This window comes from Spartobacteria bacterium UBA695 (assembly GCA_002298145.1).
Classification (GTDB): Bacteria; Verrucomicrobiota; Verrucomicrobiia; order Chthoniobacterales; family Chthoniobacteraceae; genus UBA695.
Genome location: DBMP01000024.1, coordinates 22,314 through 37,654 on the forward strand (window position 1 = coordinate 22,314; position 15,341 = coordinate 37,654).

Genomic DNA, 15,341 nt, shown 5'->3' on the forward strand with positions numbered 1-15,341 from the left:
GGCTCGGTATTCTTGTATGATCAAACGGTTCCAACCATCTCGGTTTGCTGATCGTCTGCAAGGAATTATGCGCCAAGGCATTGGCTTGGCCATCGCATGGGGCTGTTTGACTTCATGCGAAAATGCCGGGGCAGAACCTGTGGATTATTTTGCCGACAAAACACTGGTTGACACATGGATCAACACCAGTTCCATCAACAGCAAGGGTCTTTCAATGGAAGCCATTCTCAACATCGTCGAAGGCCAGACCCAATACCGTTTTGTTTATGTTTCCACCCGGATTCCGATCGACGGGAAAATGGTTATCGAACCTGGCTCGACCGAATCCCTGGCCCAGTTATTTTCCAACATTTCTTCATTATCCAACGTGATTTTCCAAAGGCACGGTTTGAAAATCATCGTTCGCACACCCCTGGCCTCCGCGGGCGCTCCGGCAAAAGTCGGCGCCATACAACCATAAAACAAGCGTCATGAAAGCCGCGGCCCAGGAAGACAAACAGCTTATAGCCAGTATTGGTCTCGGGGATGAGGCGGCCTTACAAGTGCTTTTGCGGAAATACTCGCCGCACTTGTGCCAATTTGCCGATTCCATTCTGCATCGGCATGACTTGGCTCAAGAAGCCGTGGCAAACGTGTTCATCACGCTTTGGCAACGCCGCGAAATCTTGCACATCAAAACCAACGTGAGGGCCTACCTTTTCACCGCCGCATGCCATCATTCGTTAAAATTGCACCGAAGCCAAATTCACGCGGGCGATATCTCCATTGATGAAGTCCCGGCCGGGGAGTTCATGCGGAAAACCGCGGCGGACAGTGAATTACAATATCGCGAGTTCGCCGACGCCGTCGAATCCATGCTGAAGACCCTGCCGACGGAATGTCAGCAGGTTTTCAGAATGAACTGTTTCGAAAATCTTCGCTACAAAGACATCGCTTGCGCTCTTGGAATTTCGGTGTCCGTGGTCCAAAAACACATGACCCACGCCCGGCGCAAGATCGCGGCGGCGCTTCCAGATTGGTCTGATTTCATTAACAAGGACTGGCTTTCGCGCTAACCCCGCTGGCCACGCGAAAGGATCACGCGCGCAATTTTGCCCTGGTCCCGGATGATTTGGAAATTGAAAACGCCCGTCATTTGCAAGGTTTCAAAGATTTCCTCCAAGGATTCCCTCTCAAAGCTGCCGCTTACCCTTTCACTAACCAACGCGGGGTCGGCAAACTCAACGGTAATACCGAAACGCCGCTCCAACTGGTGCATGGCCGAGAAAATCGGCTCCCTCTTCCAAACGAAGACATCCTGCATCCAGCCGGTAGCCGCCTGCACGGAAATGGGCGTTATCTTGGAAACCCGGGATTCCGGAGAAAATCCAAACTCCTCCCCAGGCGCCAAACTGAACGGTTTTTCCGATCCCCGCGCCCCCACGGTCAAGTCTGTAACCTGTACTCTCCCTTTGATCAGGGACACTTTGGCCTCCGATCCGTCGGCAAAGGCGTGGACATTGAATTGCGTGCCGAGCACCTTTATACGGATCGTTGGCGTTTCGACTACGAAAGGGTGTGTCTCATCATGGGTTACGTCAAAGAAAGCCTCACCCATCAACCGAACCAAGCGGGCACGCGGCCCAAACGTTTCCGGATAAGAGAGAGAGCTGCCGCTATTGAGGGTGATCTGAGTGCCATCATTCAATGTCACAACCAGCCGCTCACTGGGGCCGGCCGATCTCTGAATCCACTGTATTGGCTGGGATGCCGACGTAAGGACGCTACGCCCGGATTTAAAATAAAGGGTTGCCGGAATCGCAATAAGCGCGAGCGAAGCCGCCAGCGCCGCCACCGTTGCCGGACGCGTAAACCAGCGGCTGCGCCCCTCTCCGGCTTCCATCGAGGTCATCGATTGTTCCTCTTGTCCCGCAGACCGTTCCGAGTCAACCGCCGCTTCAACAAGGTGTGAAATGGCGTCAATATCAAACCCCTTCTGGCAATTCTCCGGGTCATTTTCCCACCCTTTGCTCATTTCAGCAAAGAGATCCCGACACTCAATGTCTCTGAGACGGAAGACCAACTGCTCGCGTTCCGTGGATGACGCTTCGCCAATCAGATATCGCGTTGCAAGCTGGTAGAAAGAAGTGATTTTGTCGTCGGGATGCATGGCTTTCAAATACAAGACCCATAAATCGGGTAAAATCTGTTCACAATCTTCATAATTTTCCATCAAAAAGTGCCATCTGAGCGAAACGACACCATAGAGGGTTGCATATATTAATACCAAGGTAAGCCCACAGCTCTCCTGAGGAGACTCCTTGAGTTTGACAATTCCAAACCTCCCGTGAGTCTTTTGATGTGAACCGCTTAAGGCACCACAACAGAAAGACTCAACTTGAACGACTGCCAATCATTATCGCAAACGAAATGGGATTGCAAATACCACGTGCTGTATCCTAAAACGCAGGTGCAAGGCGCTTTACGAGCATGTCCACCTGCTGATGCTGATAGCGATACCGCTGAAGTATTCGGTGTCGAGGGTCGTGAGGGGTTCATCAAGCGCGGAACTTCGGCGAGCGGCAGCGAAACTTTACCTGGGCGAACTTTTGGGTGCGTCACAGTTGCCCGGCCCAGTTGAGTCCACCATGACAAAAGCAGGACAAACGCCTTCCATTTCTTGCGCTTTTATGCGATCCTTGTTTTCGCAATGCACGACAGAAGGCGCACAGAACCAAAGCCTTACGAAAGCGGCGGAAATCCTTTAACACCCTGCCGGAGGGTTTGGGAGGCAGCGCCTCCCATCTCCCCAACAAGGCGGGCCTCAACCCAACATTCCAAAGCGGTGCTCTCTGATTAAACCCGCGTCACCTTTGTCCCAGTGCCCGCCTTGCCTCCCCGAAAAGAGCGCAGCGAATTTTCGGGGAGCGGGCCGCCCAAAGATAAGCGCCCAAGGCGCTTGGCGGAGTCGCTTCGCTCTCCAGCGAGAGCAAGGCGGGGCGTTGATGGCCGTTACACAAAAGTACGGCTTTTTGCGCCCGCCTTGCCGATGGTTTTGGCTTCCGGGGCTCTGCCCCGGCCCCCGGCAAGGGACATTGTCCCTTGCATCCCATCTGGAAACTTCCGTTTCCTCTTTTAATTCGTCAACGCGGTCTAGCCTTATCCTTTCCGGATAATCACCCGCCAGGCTCCGGCTTCCTGGGCGACGGTGAGAATCTCGTTGCCGTCTTTGGCGGCGCTTTCAGGGACGTTACGCGCCCCGGCCTCGTCCAGCAGGATGGAGAGCACCTGACCTGATTTAATGGTCCCGAGTGCCATTTTCGTTTTCACGTAATTGAGCGGGCAGACGATGCCTCGGAAGTCCTTCTCCAGATCCGCTGCGACCGCCGCCGCCACGGGCTTGGGCGCTTCGGGCGCGGGCTGCGTCGGGGCCGCCCCCGTGGATGGCTTCGGGAATTGCAACGAGGCATCCATGCTCTGGAAGAGGTTCTGGATGGAGGTGACAAACTCGGTCACTTCCGCCGCCGCGACGGTGAAGGCCCCGGCCGGGTTGGCCGCTGCCGCCGCGCTTTCGCCCGCTTCGAGCAACGGCTGGAAGCGCGCGTCGGCGAGCCCGGCTTGCACGAAGTGTTTGTTAAAGAGCGCAAAGGCGTCCCGGTCGGTCTCGGCCTGTTCGCCGCGCGTCACCAGGAGCGCACGGGCCGCCAGGGCTGCCGCCTTGAAGTAGAGGCCCTCGGCGAGCGACTGTGCCGCGCTCTTAAGGTCCACGTCGATCAGGTCGAACACCCCCGCGCCGCATTCGCCCGGGCCACGGCCTGCCATCGAGAAGGGTTCGTCAGCGCCCCAGTCGTAGTAGAAGTTCTTGTCTTCGTCGAAGTCCGGCACCGGTTTGTATTTTTCCGCCAGGGCATCGACCGTGGCGCTGCCACCGTTCTTCAGGAACGCGCGGAAATCGTCATGCGATGGGGCCTTTTCGTAGCTGGCGAGCAGCTCGGCCAGGAACTTGGGGACGTTGCGGGCCGGGAGCGTGTGCTGACCCGTGGCCAGCACGGTATCGCCCTCCGCCACGTGGCCGCCGAATTGCAGCGCATACTGCGGCACAAGGTGATCGTTGACGCGCCGGGCGGCTCCGTGAAGGCCGATGTCGGCGATCTGGTGGCGGCCGCAGGAGTTCGGGCAGCCGCTGATGTGGATGGAGAGATCGCCCAGCGCGGTGAGGTCGACGCTGCTCTTGGTCAGTTCGCGGTCAATGGCTTTCGAGAGCCCGCGCGAGAGGCAGATGCCGAGCTTGCACGTCGAGGCCCCGGTGCACGAAACCAGGCGGCGCAGGACGGCCGGTTGCGCCACGGCGAGGCCGAGCTTATCAAGCTCCTGGAAAACGTGCGGCAGCTCCGAGTCGTGGACCCAACGCAGAATTAGGCTCTGCGTGGAGGTGGCGCGGAGCGATTGCTCACCGGTGGTTTCGACTAGGTCGGCCAGGCCGTTGAGCGTCGCGGAGGCGATGTCGCCCAGGACGAGCGGGATCTCCACCCGGTTGTACCCAGCCTGCTTCTGCGCCTTGACGTTGTGCTGTTTCCAGGCGCGGTAGCTCTCGGTGGCGGGTTCGGCGACCGAGGCGGCGGCCACCGTGGGCGCGTTGAAGGTGATGGGGCGCGGCGCGGGTGTGGCGGGGGCTTGGCTGCGCAACTCCGCCAATTCCTCGCGGTAGAGCTGGACGAATTTTTCGCTCCCGAGCTGGCGCACGAGGTAGCGGATGCGCGCCTGGCGCTTGTCCTTGCGGTTGCCGTGCTGATAGAAAACGCGCTTGATGGCTTCGGCGATGAGCGGAATATCGGAGGCTGGGGCGAATTCCTCCAGCACGTCGGCCACGCGACTGCCGGAGCCGAGGCCGCCCGCGACGTAGACCTTGAAGCCTTCCACGCCGTCCTTGATTTTTGCGATCAAGCCAAGGTCGTTCACCGTGGCCCCGGCGCAGTCGTTGCCGCAGCCGGAGAAGGCGATCTTGTATTTACGCGGAAGCTGGAAGGAGTTCTGGTCGGCCAGGAGGTACTCCGTCAGCGCGATCAGGTGCGGCGTGACGTCAAAGGCCTCTCGGGAGCACGTTCCAGCGTGGGGGCATCCGATAATATTTCGTACCGTATTGCCGCCGCCGCCCTTGGTGGAGAGGCCCGCCTCGGCGAGCTGCTCCAGCGCGGGCTGGATCGAATCGACGGCCACCTGGTGAACCTGGAAATCCTGGCGCGTAGTCACGTGCAGCACGCCGTTGCCGAATTTCGCGGCGGTATCGGCCAGGGTGCGGAGCTGATGAGCCAGCACCGCGCCGCCAGGCAGGCGTACGCGCAGCATAAACGAGCCGTTTTCGCGCTGTTCGTAGACGCCCTGCGGCACGCGGAATACCTGGTATTGTGTCGCGGAGATGGAGCCCTCTTTAAATTGCGAGGTCATGGACTGGAACTTCTGCAAGTCCTCCGGCAGCGAGGCAGGGAGGTTCCAGAGACGGGAAGATTGGGTAGTCATGGCGATAAAATAAGGCGGCGGGTTAGGCGGCGGGGTTGCCCTCGTCACCGAGGAGATCCTGGAAATATGAGGCGTACTTGAAGCCGCTATCCGGCGAGATGCCGACGGCGAGCCCCTCGTGGTCTTTCGAAAACTCGTTGGCTGCGTGGACAATCGCCCCCGTGGACGGCCCGATGATGAGCCCTTCCTCGCGGAAAAGGCGCTTGGTCATGGCGTAGGCCGGTTCGTCGTTGACCTGGATGACGTGATCAATGAGGCAGGGGTCGAGAATGGCCGGTTGCTTGGCTTCCTTGAAGTTTTTCAGCCCCGGGATGTGGTGGCCCTTCTGCGGCTCGACGGCGATGATCTGGATCGACGGGTCCTGTTCCTTGAGATACTTGGCGACGCCGGTGATGGTGCCGCAGGTGCCGTATCCGGCGAAGAAGTAGCGGATTTTCCCCTCGGTCTGCTTCCAGATTTCCGGCCCCGTGGTCTCGTAGTGGGCCGCCACGTTGTCCGGGTTTTCGTACTGGTTGGGCATGACGTACTGGTCCTTGGTCGCGGGGCCGGTGATGAACGAGTAAGCCAGCGCGATGGCACCGTCCTTGGGGTGATTGACCGGGCAGAGATCGTCCGGGGTGGCCCACACCTCGGCCCCGAGCATCCGGATGAGGAGCTTCTTTTCATCCGGCACGCCGTCCGGGATGGTGACGGTCAGCTTCGTGCCGCGCAGCGTGGCCAGGGCAGCCAGGGCGATGCCGGTGTTGCCGGAGGTCGGCTCGACGAGTTGCTTGCCTTCCGTGAGGGCACCGCGCTTTTCCAGGCCGCGCAGGAGATAGGCGGCGGTGCGGTCTTTGATGGAGCCAAACGGGTTGAACCACTCCAGCTTCAGGAAAAGGGGAAAGGAATCCTTCTGGATGACCCGGTTGAGCTTAACAAGTGGCGTGGGGTTGTCGGGGTTGCCGATCAATTCGCGAATGTCGTCAAAGCGCTTCAGGTCGGGGCGGGAAGGCAGGCTGGATGAAGAAGCTGGAGAAGTCATGGTTGTTTAAACTCTATATAACCCATAGAGTTTGTAGGATTTTATTACAAAGAATGGGGGGATTCGTCAAAGGCATTTTGGAAACTTTCGGGGCTGAAAAGCGGCCGTTTTGGGGCCTCGCATAAACCTCTTGACAGATTCCGTGAATTACGACAATCTCAATCGCGTTAATAGAGATTAACCCAGGAGGCATTCGCACCTGGCCCCGACCTACGCTCGAGCAGTATCGGGATCACCACTAAATGTAATAATCTAGGAAGGATTATCGTATGTCAGTTATTGACAGTGCAGTTGATCAAAAAATCAGAATCATGGGGCGGGGTCTCACTATCTCGCCGGAACTCAAGCAAACGCTTCTCGACGAAGGGTACTACCACGCGCCGCTGACCTGGCTGCGCGACGATATTACGGGGCCGTTTTCGTTCAACGCCTACGGCAGCAATACGTCGCCCTTTGAGGTCAAGCGCATCGACGGGCAGTTGCAGGTGTGGGAGAACGGCAAGTTCTACACCAACATTGCCTTCTACAAGCGCCCGAAGTTCTGGGGCCACCAGTGGGCGTTCAAGAAAAACGCGGAGGGCGGGGCCTCCAACAGCATTTTTCTCGATGAGGGCATCTCCAGTGTGCTCACCCCGTGCGGCCAGGAGGATTTCCCGGAAAACGAGAACACGACCCTGGAACTCACCGGCGGCAAATTCCCGTTTGTCTCGCTGGCTTGTTACAACGGGCTATGCATCTGGCCTTCGTGGGGATGCACCTACACGAAGTCGAAGAATGCCTGCCGGTTTTGCTGCATTCCCGGGAACTACGACGAGGACAAGGTCCTCTATAAACAAGAGGGCTGGTTCGAGGGATTAGGCGAAGCGGTGAAGGCGGCGGTGGACGAAATCGGCGACGAGATCGGCAAATTCTCCATCACGGTGGATGCGGGCACGCTGCCCGGAGCCGACAAGGGCGCCAGCGTCTACATCAAGGTGCTCGAAGCGATCAAAGCCCGGCTCGGTTACCTGCCCAAGGCCTCCTACATTCGCGCCGTCATCGAGCCGCCGCACGACGAAAAATGGCTCTATGCCTTGCGCGACGCCGGTTACACCGACATCCAGATGGACGTTGACGTGTACGACACCGACGAGCGCCGCGCCATGATGCCCAACGCCAAGGGCTTCCGGCCCATCGCCGATTACCTCAAGGCGTTCCGAAAGGCGAAGGAGATCTTCCCCGGCGAAGTGGCCACCCAGTTGATCGCCGGGATTCAAAATGAGAAGAGATTACTGGATGGGTTCGAACAATTTGCCAGTATCGGTGTTCCGACGCTGCTCACGCCGTTCCTGGTCGGCGGCCTTGGGCGCAAACTCAAGCGCGAAACCGGCGCCGATGTGCCCAGCTCGGATTCGATGAAACAACTTTACGACAAAGCCTCGGCGATTCTGCTCAAGCACAACTGCCCGCCCGCGAACTTCCGCGGCGGCGTCAGCAGCCTGGCGGAATTCATGGGCCGCAGGCTCAAGCGCGCCGACGTGGTCACCCACGAGCTTGACCGTGCGCTCGTGGCTGCCGCCGCCTAGCGGATGGCTTAGCGAAAAAAAGCTGTGGCTCCTTTGGGGTAACACCCGGAGGAGCCAATTTTATTTTCACGCAAAGCCGCAAAGAATGGGAACTCTGAACTTTGCGCCTTTGCGGCTTTGCGGCTTTGCGTGAGCCCTCTTCCTTTTCACCCTTTGCGCGCGCCCTCTTGGGATGCCTAGTTCACCTTCGGTACCGGGTATTCCGGGTAGCGGCTTTGCAGCTGGTTGAGCGTTTTGGCGGATTGCGGGGTGTCTCCGGCTTTCTTGTAGGCCACGTAGGCTTGAGCCAGCGCCTTGGGCGTGATCTCCCGGTCGTCGCCAAAAACCACGGAAATGCTCAGGTAAAGCTTGGCCGCCGCCGGGAAATCCCCCCGGGCCATGGCAATGTCGCCGGAGAGCATCCGGCCCTGGGCGTTGAGGCGGCCCTCGGGCTGGAGCGAGAGGGCGGAATCGGCTGATTTCGAGGCGGCCTCGAAGTCCCTGGCTCCGAGCTGCGTCTCGCCGAGCGCCAGATAGCCCGTGGCTTGCTGGGCTGGTTCGGTGACTTTGCCCAGATAGACTTTCAGCGATTTTTCAGAATCCGCCCACTTCGACTGCTTGGCCCGTGCGCTCCCCAGCATCAGCCAGTCCTCCGGCTGCAATTCCGCCGGAGTGGCCTGCGCAGTCAGCAGAGCCAGGAACTTTTCCGAATCCGCCGCATTGCCCGAGTTGTAGAATTCCGTGCCGAGCCAGCGGAGGTATTCGGCGGGGATTTTGACTTTGTTGGCCTCGGACTGGGCGACCTCCTCGGCCATGCCCTGGCGGTCTTCCTCCGCCCGCAGCGCCTGGAGCAGGAGGCGGCTCGCTTTTTCGCCAAAGTGCTCCTTGTCGAGCTTGCGGGCGGTTTGCAGCGGCTTGATGGCTTCCTTGTAGTTCTTGGCGGTGCAGGCGGCCCAGCCGATCCAGTAGTTCGCCTTGCCCGCGGCGGGGCTGTTCGGGTACTTGCGCACCAGCGCCGAGAACGTCTCGGACATCCCCTGGTTGTCGTTCTGCTGGCCGAGGATCAGCGCCTTCTGTTCATAGGCCAGCTCCTGTTCCTTGGCCGCCTGCGGGTAGCGCGAGATGATCTGGTCGAAATCGGCGAGCGCCGCCTTGAGATTGTTCGTCTGCTGGTAGCTGAGCGCGCGCTGGGCCAGGGCCGTGGGGGCGAGCTTGTGCGTGGGGTATTCCTTGAGGAACGCAGTGAAGGCCTTGATGGTCCCGGCGTTGTCGCGCGGCTGGGCCTGGGTGGAGCACCAGCCCTGTTTGAAGCGCGCCTCGGCCTTGAGCGTGGGGTTGAGGAGGGAATCCTCCAGCGAGGCGTAGAGCGGCGCGGCGGCGGCGTATTTCTTGGTCTTGTAGAGGGCCTCGGCTTTGAGGAGCGTGAGCTGGTCGCGCTTGTCGGTCGCGTCGGGGTTCTGAGCGAGGTAGTTGTCCACTTCCTGGACGAGTTCGGGCGCGTTGGTGTTGTAGAGGGAGATCAGCCGCCCATACTGGGCCTCCTTGGCGTAGGAGGAGTTGGGGAAATCGCGAACGAGCGATTCGTAAAGATCGCGCGCCTCCTTGTCCTTGCCGAGCTGGCGGTTGGAGTTGGCCACGATGAGGAGCACCTCGGGCTTGGCGTCGTCGGAGAACGTGCCGTCTTTGTAGCCGGTGAGCACGTCGGCGTATTTTTGCGCGTTGTAGGCGGCGCGGAGCAGGCCGACGGCGGCGGTTTCCTTCCACGGGCCGACCTCGGGCATCTGGATCGCTCTTTTCAGAACGGTGATGGCCTTGTCGGCCTCGCCCATGTCGGGCAGGAGCAAGCCTTCCCGCACGGTCGCCTCGGCCTTGACTGCGGGGCGGGTTGTCTCGGCAATGAGCGTTTCGTACTGCGCTACGGCTTCCTTGCGGCGGCCCATGTCGGCCAGCAGGCGGGCTGTGGAGAGGCGGCTCGCATCGCGGTAGGGGTTCTCGCCGGGCGTTTTGATGACCTCGGCGTAATCCTCGACGGCTGCGGAGGAGGCCCGGAGCGCCTCCTGGCAGCGGGCGGCGTTGTATTTGGCTGAAAGGATGAGGGCCGGGTCGGTTAACTCCACCGAGGCTTTGCGGTAGTAGGCCAGCGCGTCGGGGTAGCTTTTATCCTGGAAGCAGAGTTCAGCGAGCCGGAACGACGCGGGCCCGACGAAATCGCCCTGGCGGAAGTCGAGGACGAGCTGCTCGTAGGTTCGGCGGGCGGCGTTGAAGTTCTGCAACTGCCGGTGGGACTCGGCCATCCGAAAGAGGGCCGCCTGGCGGTCGGCTCCCGTGGGGTAGCTCATCAGGTAGCGGTCGTACTCGGCGGCGGCGCGGGAGAAGTCCTTCTTTACGTAGTACCCGTTGGCGTAGTTGAACTGGACCAAGTCCGGGGCCTGCTGCTGGTTGGAGGGAGAGATGCGGATGACCTCGGTTTTCGGGTCCATCTCATCGCGGGGCGTTTCCTCGGGTTGCGGGGCCGGGGTGGCGGCGGGCGTTGGCGAGGAGGCTGGGTTGACCACCACGGTGGCCGTGGCAGGCGGGGTCGATCTCGGGCGAACGCTCGGGGCCGGGGTGGGGGCCTGGCGGGTAATGACGGCGGGGGTTCCAATCTCCTGCGGGGGCGCCACGGGCTGGGCTCGCCGCACCGGCTCGGGCGTGGCTACGGGGACGGGGGTGACCGGCGTGGGCACCAGGACTCGTTCCTCGCCCGGGGCGGGAGCCGTGGCGGGGGTAGAGGGGCTGGAGGGCGTGGTGGTAGTGGCGGTCGGATCAACAACGTCCTGAGGATTGACCGGCTCCGGACGGCGGATTTCCTCGCCCGGGTTGGTGTCGTCATCGACGATGGCCTTCTTGGCGTCGTCTTTTGCGCGGCGTTCGCGCAGGTAGCGCTGGAGCCACGTATCGGCCTGGGCGGGCTGGGCCGCGATCCAGAGGCCAAGGGTCAGGATGAAAAGACGCCGGAGCATAAGGTTCAAATCGTAACGAAAAGAGCGCGGGGCCGCCAACTTTTTAAGGCAAGCCCGGAGTTTACTGGCTTACGACCGCCGTGGCAAAGGCGACGTTCCAGATGTTGGCCTGCCGACAGATGTCCATGACGGCCATGAGGTTGTTGAACGAAAGCTCCTGGTCGCCCCGGACGATGATAGCGTAGTCCGGGTAAAGCTCGGAGAGCTGCAAGAGCCGGGCGCGAAGCTCGTCGAGGCTGATCTGTTTGCGGTTCATGACCACCGTGCCGTCGCGGCGCACGTTGAGCACCGTTTGGTTGGCCACGGGCTGTTGTTCCTTGGCGGCGGTGGCCGTGGGGACCTTCACATCAAGCTCGTTTTCCGTCATCGCGTAGTTCCACGTGACGATGAAGAAAACCAGCAAAACCAGCAGAATGTCCACCATCGGGGCAATCTGAAAGCCGAGGGTTTGAGGCTGGGCGCGTTTTCGGAAATTCATGTTTTGGAAAAAGGAGCCTAAAATTCGTCCTCAACCGTCACCGACGGGCGGCGGCCGGTTTCAGGAGCGCGGCGCGGTTTCGAGTCCGAGGGGGGCTCCTCGGCACGGCGCGGGGCCGCTTCGGGCGCGGCGGCGGCGGGAGCGGGGACGAAGAGCACCGACATGAGCCCGAGCAAGTGGGCCGTGGCCCGTTCCAGTTCCGAAAGGAGATTCTGCACTTTATTGCGGAAGAGCGCGTAGAACGCCATGGAGAGGATACCGATGACGAGGCCCGTTCCGGTGGCCACGAGGGCTTCGGAAACGCCCCGGGCGAGCAGCACCGGGCGGCTGGCTTCGGTAGCCGAGGCGCTGGCCATGACGCCGAAGGAGCGGATGATCCCAAAGACCGTTCCGAGCAGCCCGACCATCGGAGAGAGGACGGCGATGTCGGCGAGGTAGGTGATCCGGTTTTGCAGCGAGGCCGCGTGGGCCGCCCCTTCCGTCTGGGCGATCTCCCGGACGACCTCGAAGGGGGCCTGAGGGTTCTTGGAGGCGAAATCGAGCGTGCGGCGAACGATCCGGGCGACCGCCTCGCCGTGGCGGTTGGCGATGGCGAGCAGCCCCGCGTAGTCCCCCTTCTTGATGAGCACCTCGGCGGTGTTCATGAACTGGTTGGAGACGACCGAGCCCCGGCGCAGCGTGATCCAGAAGGCGAAAACGAGCATCACCGCCAGGATGGACATGAAAGCCAGGGGCAGCATGGTGAAGCCGCCGGATTGAAAGAGGTTCCAAAGGGTGACGTCGGACCCCTTGGTGGAGACGGCGGCGGCCACCTTGGCGGCGCTATCCCCCTGGGCCATCAGGGCGGCTGGCATGAGGAGGAGGCTAAAAGCGATCGAAAGAGAGCGTTTCATTAGGAATTGGTTGTATATATTAGCAGATTACCGCGTTTTTCCAGTAATCTGGGGACCCTAACGAAGATTTATGACCCTGCCTCACCCCAAAGACAAGCCCGACCTGCGACCCAAGGTGCACGATTTACCGCACCAGCCCGGCGTCTACATCATGCGAGACCGCCTGGGCCGGGTGATCTACGTGGGCAAGGCGCGCGACCTGCGCAAACGGGTGGGGCAGTACTTCATGGAGTCGAAAAAACGGACCGCCGACCCGAAAACCCGCGCCCTCCTGGAGAGCGTCTGGGACCTGGAGTGGCACACGGTCCGCAGCGAGCCCGAGGCGCTGCTGCTGGAGGGGCGGCTCATCAAAGAATTCCGCCCGAAGTACAACATCGCCTTCCGCGACGACAAGCGCTTCCTGATGGTAAAAGTGGACATGGCCGAGGAATGGCCTCGCTTCCGGCTGGCCCGGTTCCGACGCGAAGACAACGCCCGGTATTTCGGCCCCTACCCGGACGCCGGGGCGCTCCGGCAGACGCTCCATTTCATGCGCAAGCGCTTCGGCATCCTGACCTTTGGCCGGGGCGCGCCCACGGAGCGGGAGCTGAAGACCTCGACCTTCCAGGTGCTCCTCAAAATGAGCGGCCTGGACCCGTCGAAATACCGCGAGCGGGTGGAGGAGGCGTGCGAATTCATCGCGGGGCAATCGAAGGAGATGCTTAAGGAGCTGGAGGAGGAGATGCACAAGGCCGCAGGCAAGCTCGACTTTGAACGGGCGGCGACGCTGCGCAACATGCTCGCGGATTTGCGCGCCACCATGGCCCCCACCCGGCGCTTTACGCGCTACACGGCGCAGACCCTCCCGAGCACGGTGGTCCCCGAGGCCGATATGAAGGCCCTTCAGGATGCCCTGCAACTGGCGGGCCCGCCGCGCATTATGGAGTGCTTTGACATCGCGAACATTTCTAACACTCACATCGTGGCCTCGATGGTCTGCTTCCGCGACGGCGCGGCCGACCCGTCGAGCTACCGGCGTTACCGGATCAAGACCGTGGAGGGGCAAAACGACTTCGCCAGCATGGCCGAGGTGATCCGGCGGAGGTACTCCCGAGTGCTACTCGAAGCGCGGGACGAGGCGGCGGTCTCCCCCGGCGACGAGGCGGAGTATTCCCAGGAACCGCCCGCTGAGGCTCTGGAGCGGCTCAACCGCCAGGGGGCGGTGAAAGTCCGGCTGCCGGACCTGGTGATCGTTGACGGCGGCAAGGGCCAGCTCTCCTCGGCGTGCAAGGAATTGCAGCGCCTGGGGCTCCACGAACAGCCGATCGTCGGCCTGGCCAAGGAGTTTGAGGAAATTTACCGCCCCGGGCGGCCTGATCCGCTGCGGCTCCCGGAGGATTCCGGCGCGCTGCGGCTGCTGCAACGCATCCGCGACGAGGCCCACCGCTTCGCCAACGGCTACCACCAACTGCTCATGAAACGGCGCATTGCCGAGAGCATCCTGGATGACTGCCCCGGCGTGAGCCGCACCCGCAAAGAAGCGCTGCTCAAGGCCTTTGGCTCCGTGGCGCGGCTGAAGCGGACCCCGGTGGAGGCGATCGCTGCAATCCCGGGCATCGGGCCGAAATTGGCCGAGCAGATTGTGGAGTTTTTGCGGGAACGGAGTTAATCAATCTCCGCTGCGACCGCCGCGTGACGTTTCTCCAAAATCTCCACCGCTTCATCGAACACCCGGTCCACGGTGATCCCCAGCATGCACTGGTTGTTTTTGCAGGGGGACTGGCGGTTGTTGTAGGCGTTGACGCACGGGCTGCATGCCAGGCCAAGCCAGATGGAGGTGCTGCGCGGGGTGGGGGCGCGGAAGAGCGCGGGCGTCTCGGGCCCGAAGAGCACGAGCACGTTGATCGGCGTGAGCGCCGCGAAGTGCGCCGGGCCGCTGTCGTTGGTAATGAGTAGTTCGCTCGCCGTGTAGAGCACGAAGAGCTGCCTCAGCGTGGTCCGGCCCGCCAACGAGATGCACCGGGGCGAGGCGATTTCCCGGGCGATTTCCCCTGCGGCCCCCGCTTCGTTCACCGCGCCGGTAAGCAGCACGTGAGAATCCGGGAACCGCTCCAGCAGCCGCTTGGCCAGGTCAATGTAGCGTTCGCGGCCCCATTTCCGGATGGGGAGCAGGTCGCTCGCGTTCGGGTTGATCAAGATGATCGACTTGGGCACCACGCCGTTGCACGTCTGCTTGAGGATCGCCTCCAGTTGCTCCGTCTCGCCGGGCTTGGGCGTGAAGATTGGCTCCGTTTCGCAGAGCGCCGGAGCGGGCGCCGCCCAGGTGGGCAGATCGGCCGCCTTCTGGAGCGAGGCGAGCACCATTTGCTCGAAAATCTGGCTCGTGTGCTGGTAGGGGTTGTAGAGGAGCCGGTGCGTGAAGAGGTCGCCTCGGTAGGGCCCCTCGCCAAAGAACGTGTGGAAGCCGATGCGGCGCGGAGCCCGGGTCAGCCAGGTAAAGGCCGCCGAGGAGCGGGAGAAAAACTCCATGTCGATCGCCGTATCGATCTCCAGTGCGCGAATCCGCCCCAGCGCCGCGAGCGCACCGGAGATCAGCAATTGCAGCGTATCGCGCTTGAAGGTGATGACGTTCTCCTCGGGCACCAGGGCCAGCAGATCGAGGATGAAGCGGTTCTCTTGGAAGACAAGAAAGTAGACATTCTCCGGGCCCACCAGCGAGACCGCCCGCCGAATGGCGTGCTGGGCCAGGACGGTCGAGCCCTGTTCGGCGAATTTTACGAAAAGGATCTTTTTCGGCGCGTCCAGGGCCTCTTTCGGGGGCAAAAAGAGGTTGAGAAGGCGGTTGGCAGCGCTCAGGGTCGCGCAGACGGGTACGCCGATCCAGCGGTCAATGACTTGTAAAACGGAAGCTGCGACGGGATCGGCCAT

The 15,341-nt window shown here is 61.3% G+C and carries 11 protein-coding genes; 4 read left to right on the forward strand and 7 right to left on the reverse strand.

Annotated elements, in window-relative coordinates; translation table 11 throughout:
- Positions 1 to 16: 16 nt before the first annotated feature.
- On the forward strand, positions 17 to 460 hold the full coding sequence (locus B2828_RS13495; protein WP_479634282.1) for a hypothetical protein: 444 nt from the start codon (positions 17 to 19) through the stop codon (positions 458 to 460).
- A 10-nt stretch (positions 461 to 470) separates the two neighbouring features.
- Entirely contained in the window at positions 471 to 1,055 is a 585-nt protein-coding gene (locus B2828_RS13500) for an RNA polymerase sigma factor (RefSeq protein WP_479634283.1), read from the forward strand.
- Here B2828_RS13500 and B2828_RS13505 read toward each other — a convergent pair.
- From B2828_RS13505 to B2828_RS13515, 3 genes are all read right to left on the reverse strand, one after another.
- The gene (locus tag B2828_RS13505; protein ID WP_479634284.1) at positions 1,052 to 2,212 is read right to left on the reverse strand and encodes a FecR family protein; all 1,161 of its coding nucleotides are present in this window, start codon (positions 2,210 to 2,212) and stop codon (positions 1,052 to 1,054) included. The two genes, B2828_RS13500 and B2828_RS13505, sit on opposite strands and share 4 nt — an antisense overlap.
- A 926-nt stretch (positions 2,213 to 3,138) precedes the next feature.
- On the reverse strand, positions 3,139 to 5,496 hold the full coding sequence (locus tag B2828_RS13510) for a sulfurtransferase TusA family protein (RefSeq protein ID WP_479634285.1): 2,358 nt from the start codon (positions 5,494 to 5,496) through the stop codon (positions 3,139 to 3,141).
- 22 nt (positions 5,497 to 5,518) lie between these two features.
- Positions 5,519 to 6,517, reverse strand: a complete 999-nt coding sequence (locus B2828_RS13515) for a PLP-dependent cysteine synthase family protein (RefSeq protein ID WP_479634286.1) — start codon at positions 6,515 to 6,517, stop codon at positions 5,519 to 5,521.
- Between the two features lie 311 nt (positions 6,518 to 6,828).
- Between B2828_RS13515 and B2828_RS13520 the strand changes: the two genes are divergently transcribed.
- Positions 6,829 to 8,082, forward strand: a complete 1,254-nt coding sequence (locus B2828_RS13520) for a radical SAM protein (protein ID WP_479634287.1) — start codon at positions 6,829 to 6,831, stop codon at positions 8,080 to 8,082.
- A gap of 176 nt (positions 8,083 to 8,258) precedes the next feature.
- Here the strand turns inward: B2828_RS13520 and B2828_RS13525 are convergent, their stop codons facing one another.
- The 3 genes from B2828_RS13525 to B2828_RS13535 form a co-directional block, all read right to left on the reverse strand.
- Positions 8,259 to 11,063 (reverse strand): tetratricopeptide repeat protein, encoded by a 2,805-nt coding sequence (locus B2828_RS13525; protein ID WP_479634402.1) that lies wholly within the window; start codon positions 11,061 to 11,063, stop codon positions 8,259 to 8,261.
- Positions 11,064 to 11,124: 61 nt separating this feature from the next.
- Positions 11,125 to 11,541 (reverse strand): ExbD/TolR family protein, encoded by a 417-nt coding sequence (locus tag B2828_RS13530; protein ID WP_479634288.1) that lies wholly within the window; start codon positions 11,539 to 11,541, stop codon positions 11,125 to 11,127.
- Between the two features lie 17 nt (positions 11,542 to 11,558).
- On the reverse strand, positions 11,559 to 12,434 hold the full coding sequence (locus B2828_RS13535) for a MotA/TolQ/ExbB proton channel family protein (protein WP_479634289.1): 876 nt from the start codon (positions 12,432 to 12,434) through the stop codon (positions 11,559 to 11,561).
- Between the two features lie 70 nt (positions 12,435 to 12,504).
- On the opposite strand from B2828_RS13535, the gene B2828_RS13540 reads away from it, so the two are divergent.
- Positions 12,505 to 14,082 carry an excinuclease ABC subunit UvrC gene (locus tag B2828_RS13540; RefSeq protein WP_479634290.1) on the forward strand — a complete coding sequence of 526 codons (1,578 nt, stop codon included), beginning with the start codon at positions 12,505 to 12,507 and terminating at the stop codon, positions 14,080 to 14,082.
- Here B2828_RS13540 and B2828_RS13545 read toward each other — a convergent pair.
- Positions 14,079 to 15,341 carry a glycosyltransferase family 9 protein gene (locus B2828_RS13545; protein WP_479634291.1) on the reverse strand — a complete coding sequence of 421 codons (1,263 nt, stop codon included), beginning with the start codon at positions 15,339 to 15,341 and terminating at the stop codon, positions 14,079 to 14,081. The two genes, B2828_RS13540 and B2828_RS13545, sit on opposite strands and share 4 nt — an antisense overlap.

Excerpts from the sequence above, each read along its gene's own strand:
- B2828_RS13515 (WP_479634286.1), bottom strand. The coding sequence starts at position 6,517 with ATGACTTCTCCAGCTTCTTCATCCAGCCTGCCTTCCCGCCCCGACCTG.
- B2828_RS13500 (WP_479634283.1), top strand. The coding sequence starts at position 471 with ATGAAAGCCGCGGCCCAGGAAGACAAACAGCTTATAGCCAGTATTGGT.
- B2828_RS13495 (WP_479634282.1), top strand. The coding sequence starts at position 17 with ATGATCAAACGGTTCCAACCATCTCGGTTTGCTGATCGTCTGCAAGGA.
- B2828_RS13540 (WP_479634290.1), top strand. The coding sequence starts at position 12,505 with ATGACCCTGCCTCACCCCAAAGACAAGCCCGACCTGCGACCCAAGGTG.
- B2828_RS13525 (WP_479634402.1), bottom strand. The coding sequence starts at position 11,063 with ATGCTCCGGCGTCTTTTCATCCTGACCCTTGGCCTCTGGATCGCGGCC.
- B2828_RS13510 (WP_479634285.1), bottom strand. The coding sequence starts at position 5,496 with ATGACTACCCAATCTTCCCGTCTCTGGAACCTCCCTGCCTCGCTGCCG.
- B2828_RS13545 (WP_479634291.1), bottom strand. The coding sequence starts at position 15,341 with ATGGCCGATCCCGTCGCAGCTTCCGTTTTACAAGTCATTGACCGCTGG.
- B2828_RS13535 (WP_479634289.1), bottom strand. The coding sequence starts at position 12,434 with ATGAAACGCTCTCTTTCGATCGCTTTTAGCCTCCTCCTCATGCCAGCC.
- B2828_RS13520 (WP_479634287.1), top strand. The coding sequence starts at position 6,829 with ATGGGGCGGGGTCTCACTATCTCGCCGGAACTCAAGCAAACGCTTCTC.
- B2828_RS13505 (WP_479634284.1), bottom strand. The coding sequence starts at position 2,212 with ATGGAAAATTATGAAGATTGTGAACAGATTTTACCCGATTTATGGGTC.
- B2828_RS13530 (WP_479634288.1), bottom strand. The coding sequence starts at position 11,541 with ATGAATTTCCGAAAACGCGCCCAGCCTCAAACCCTCGGCTTTCAGATT.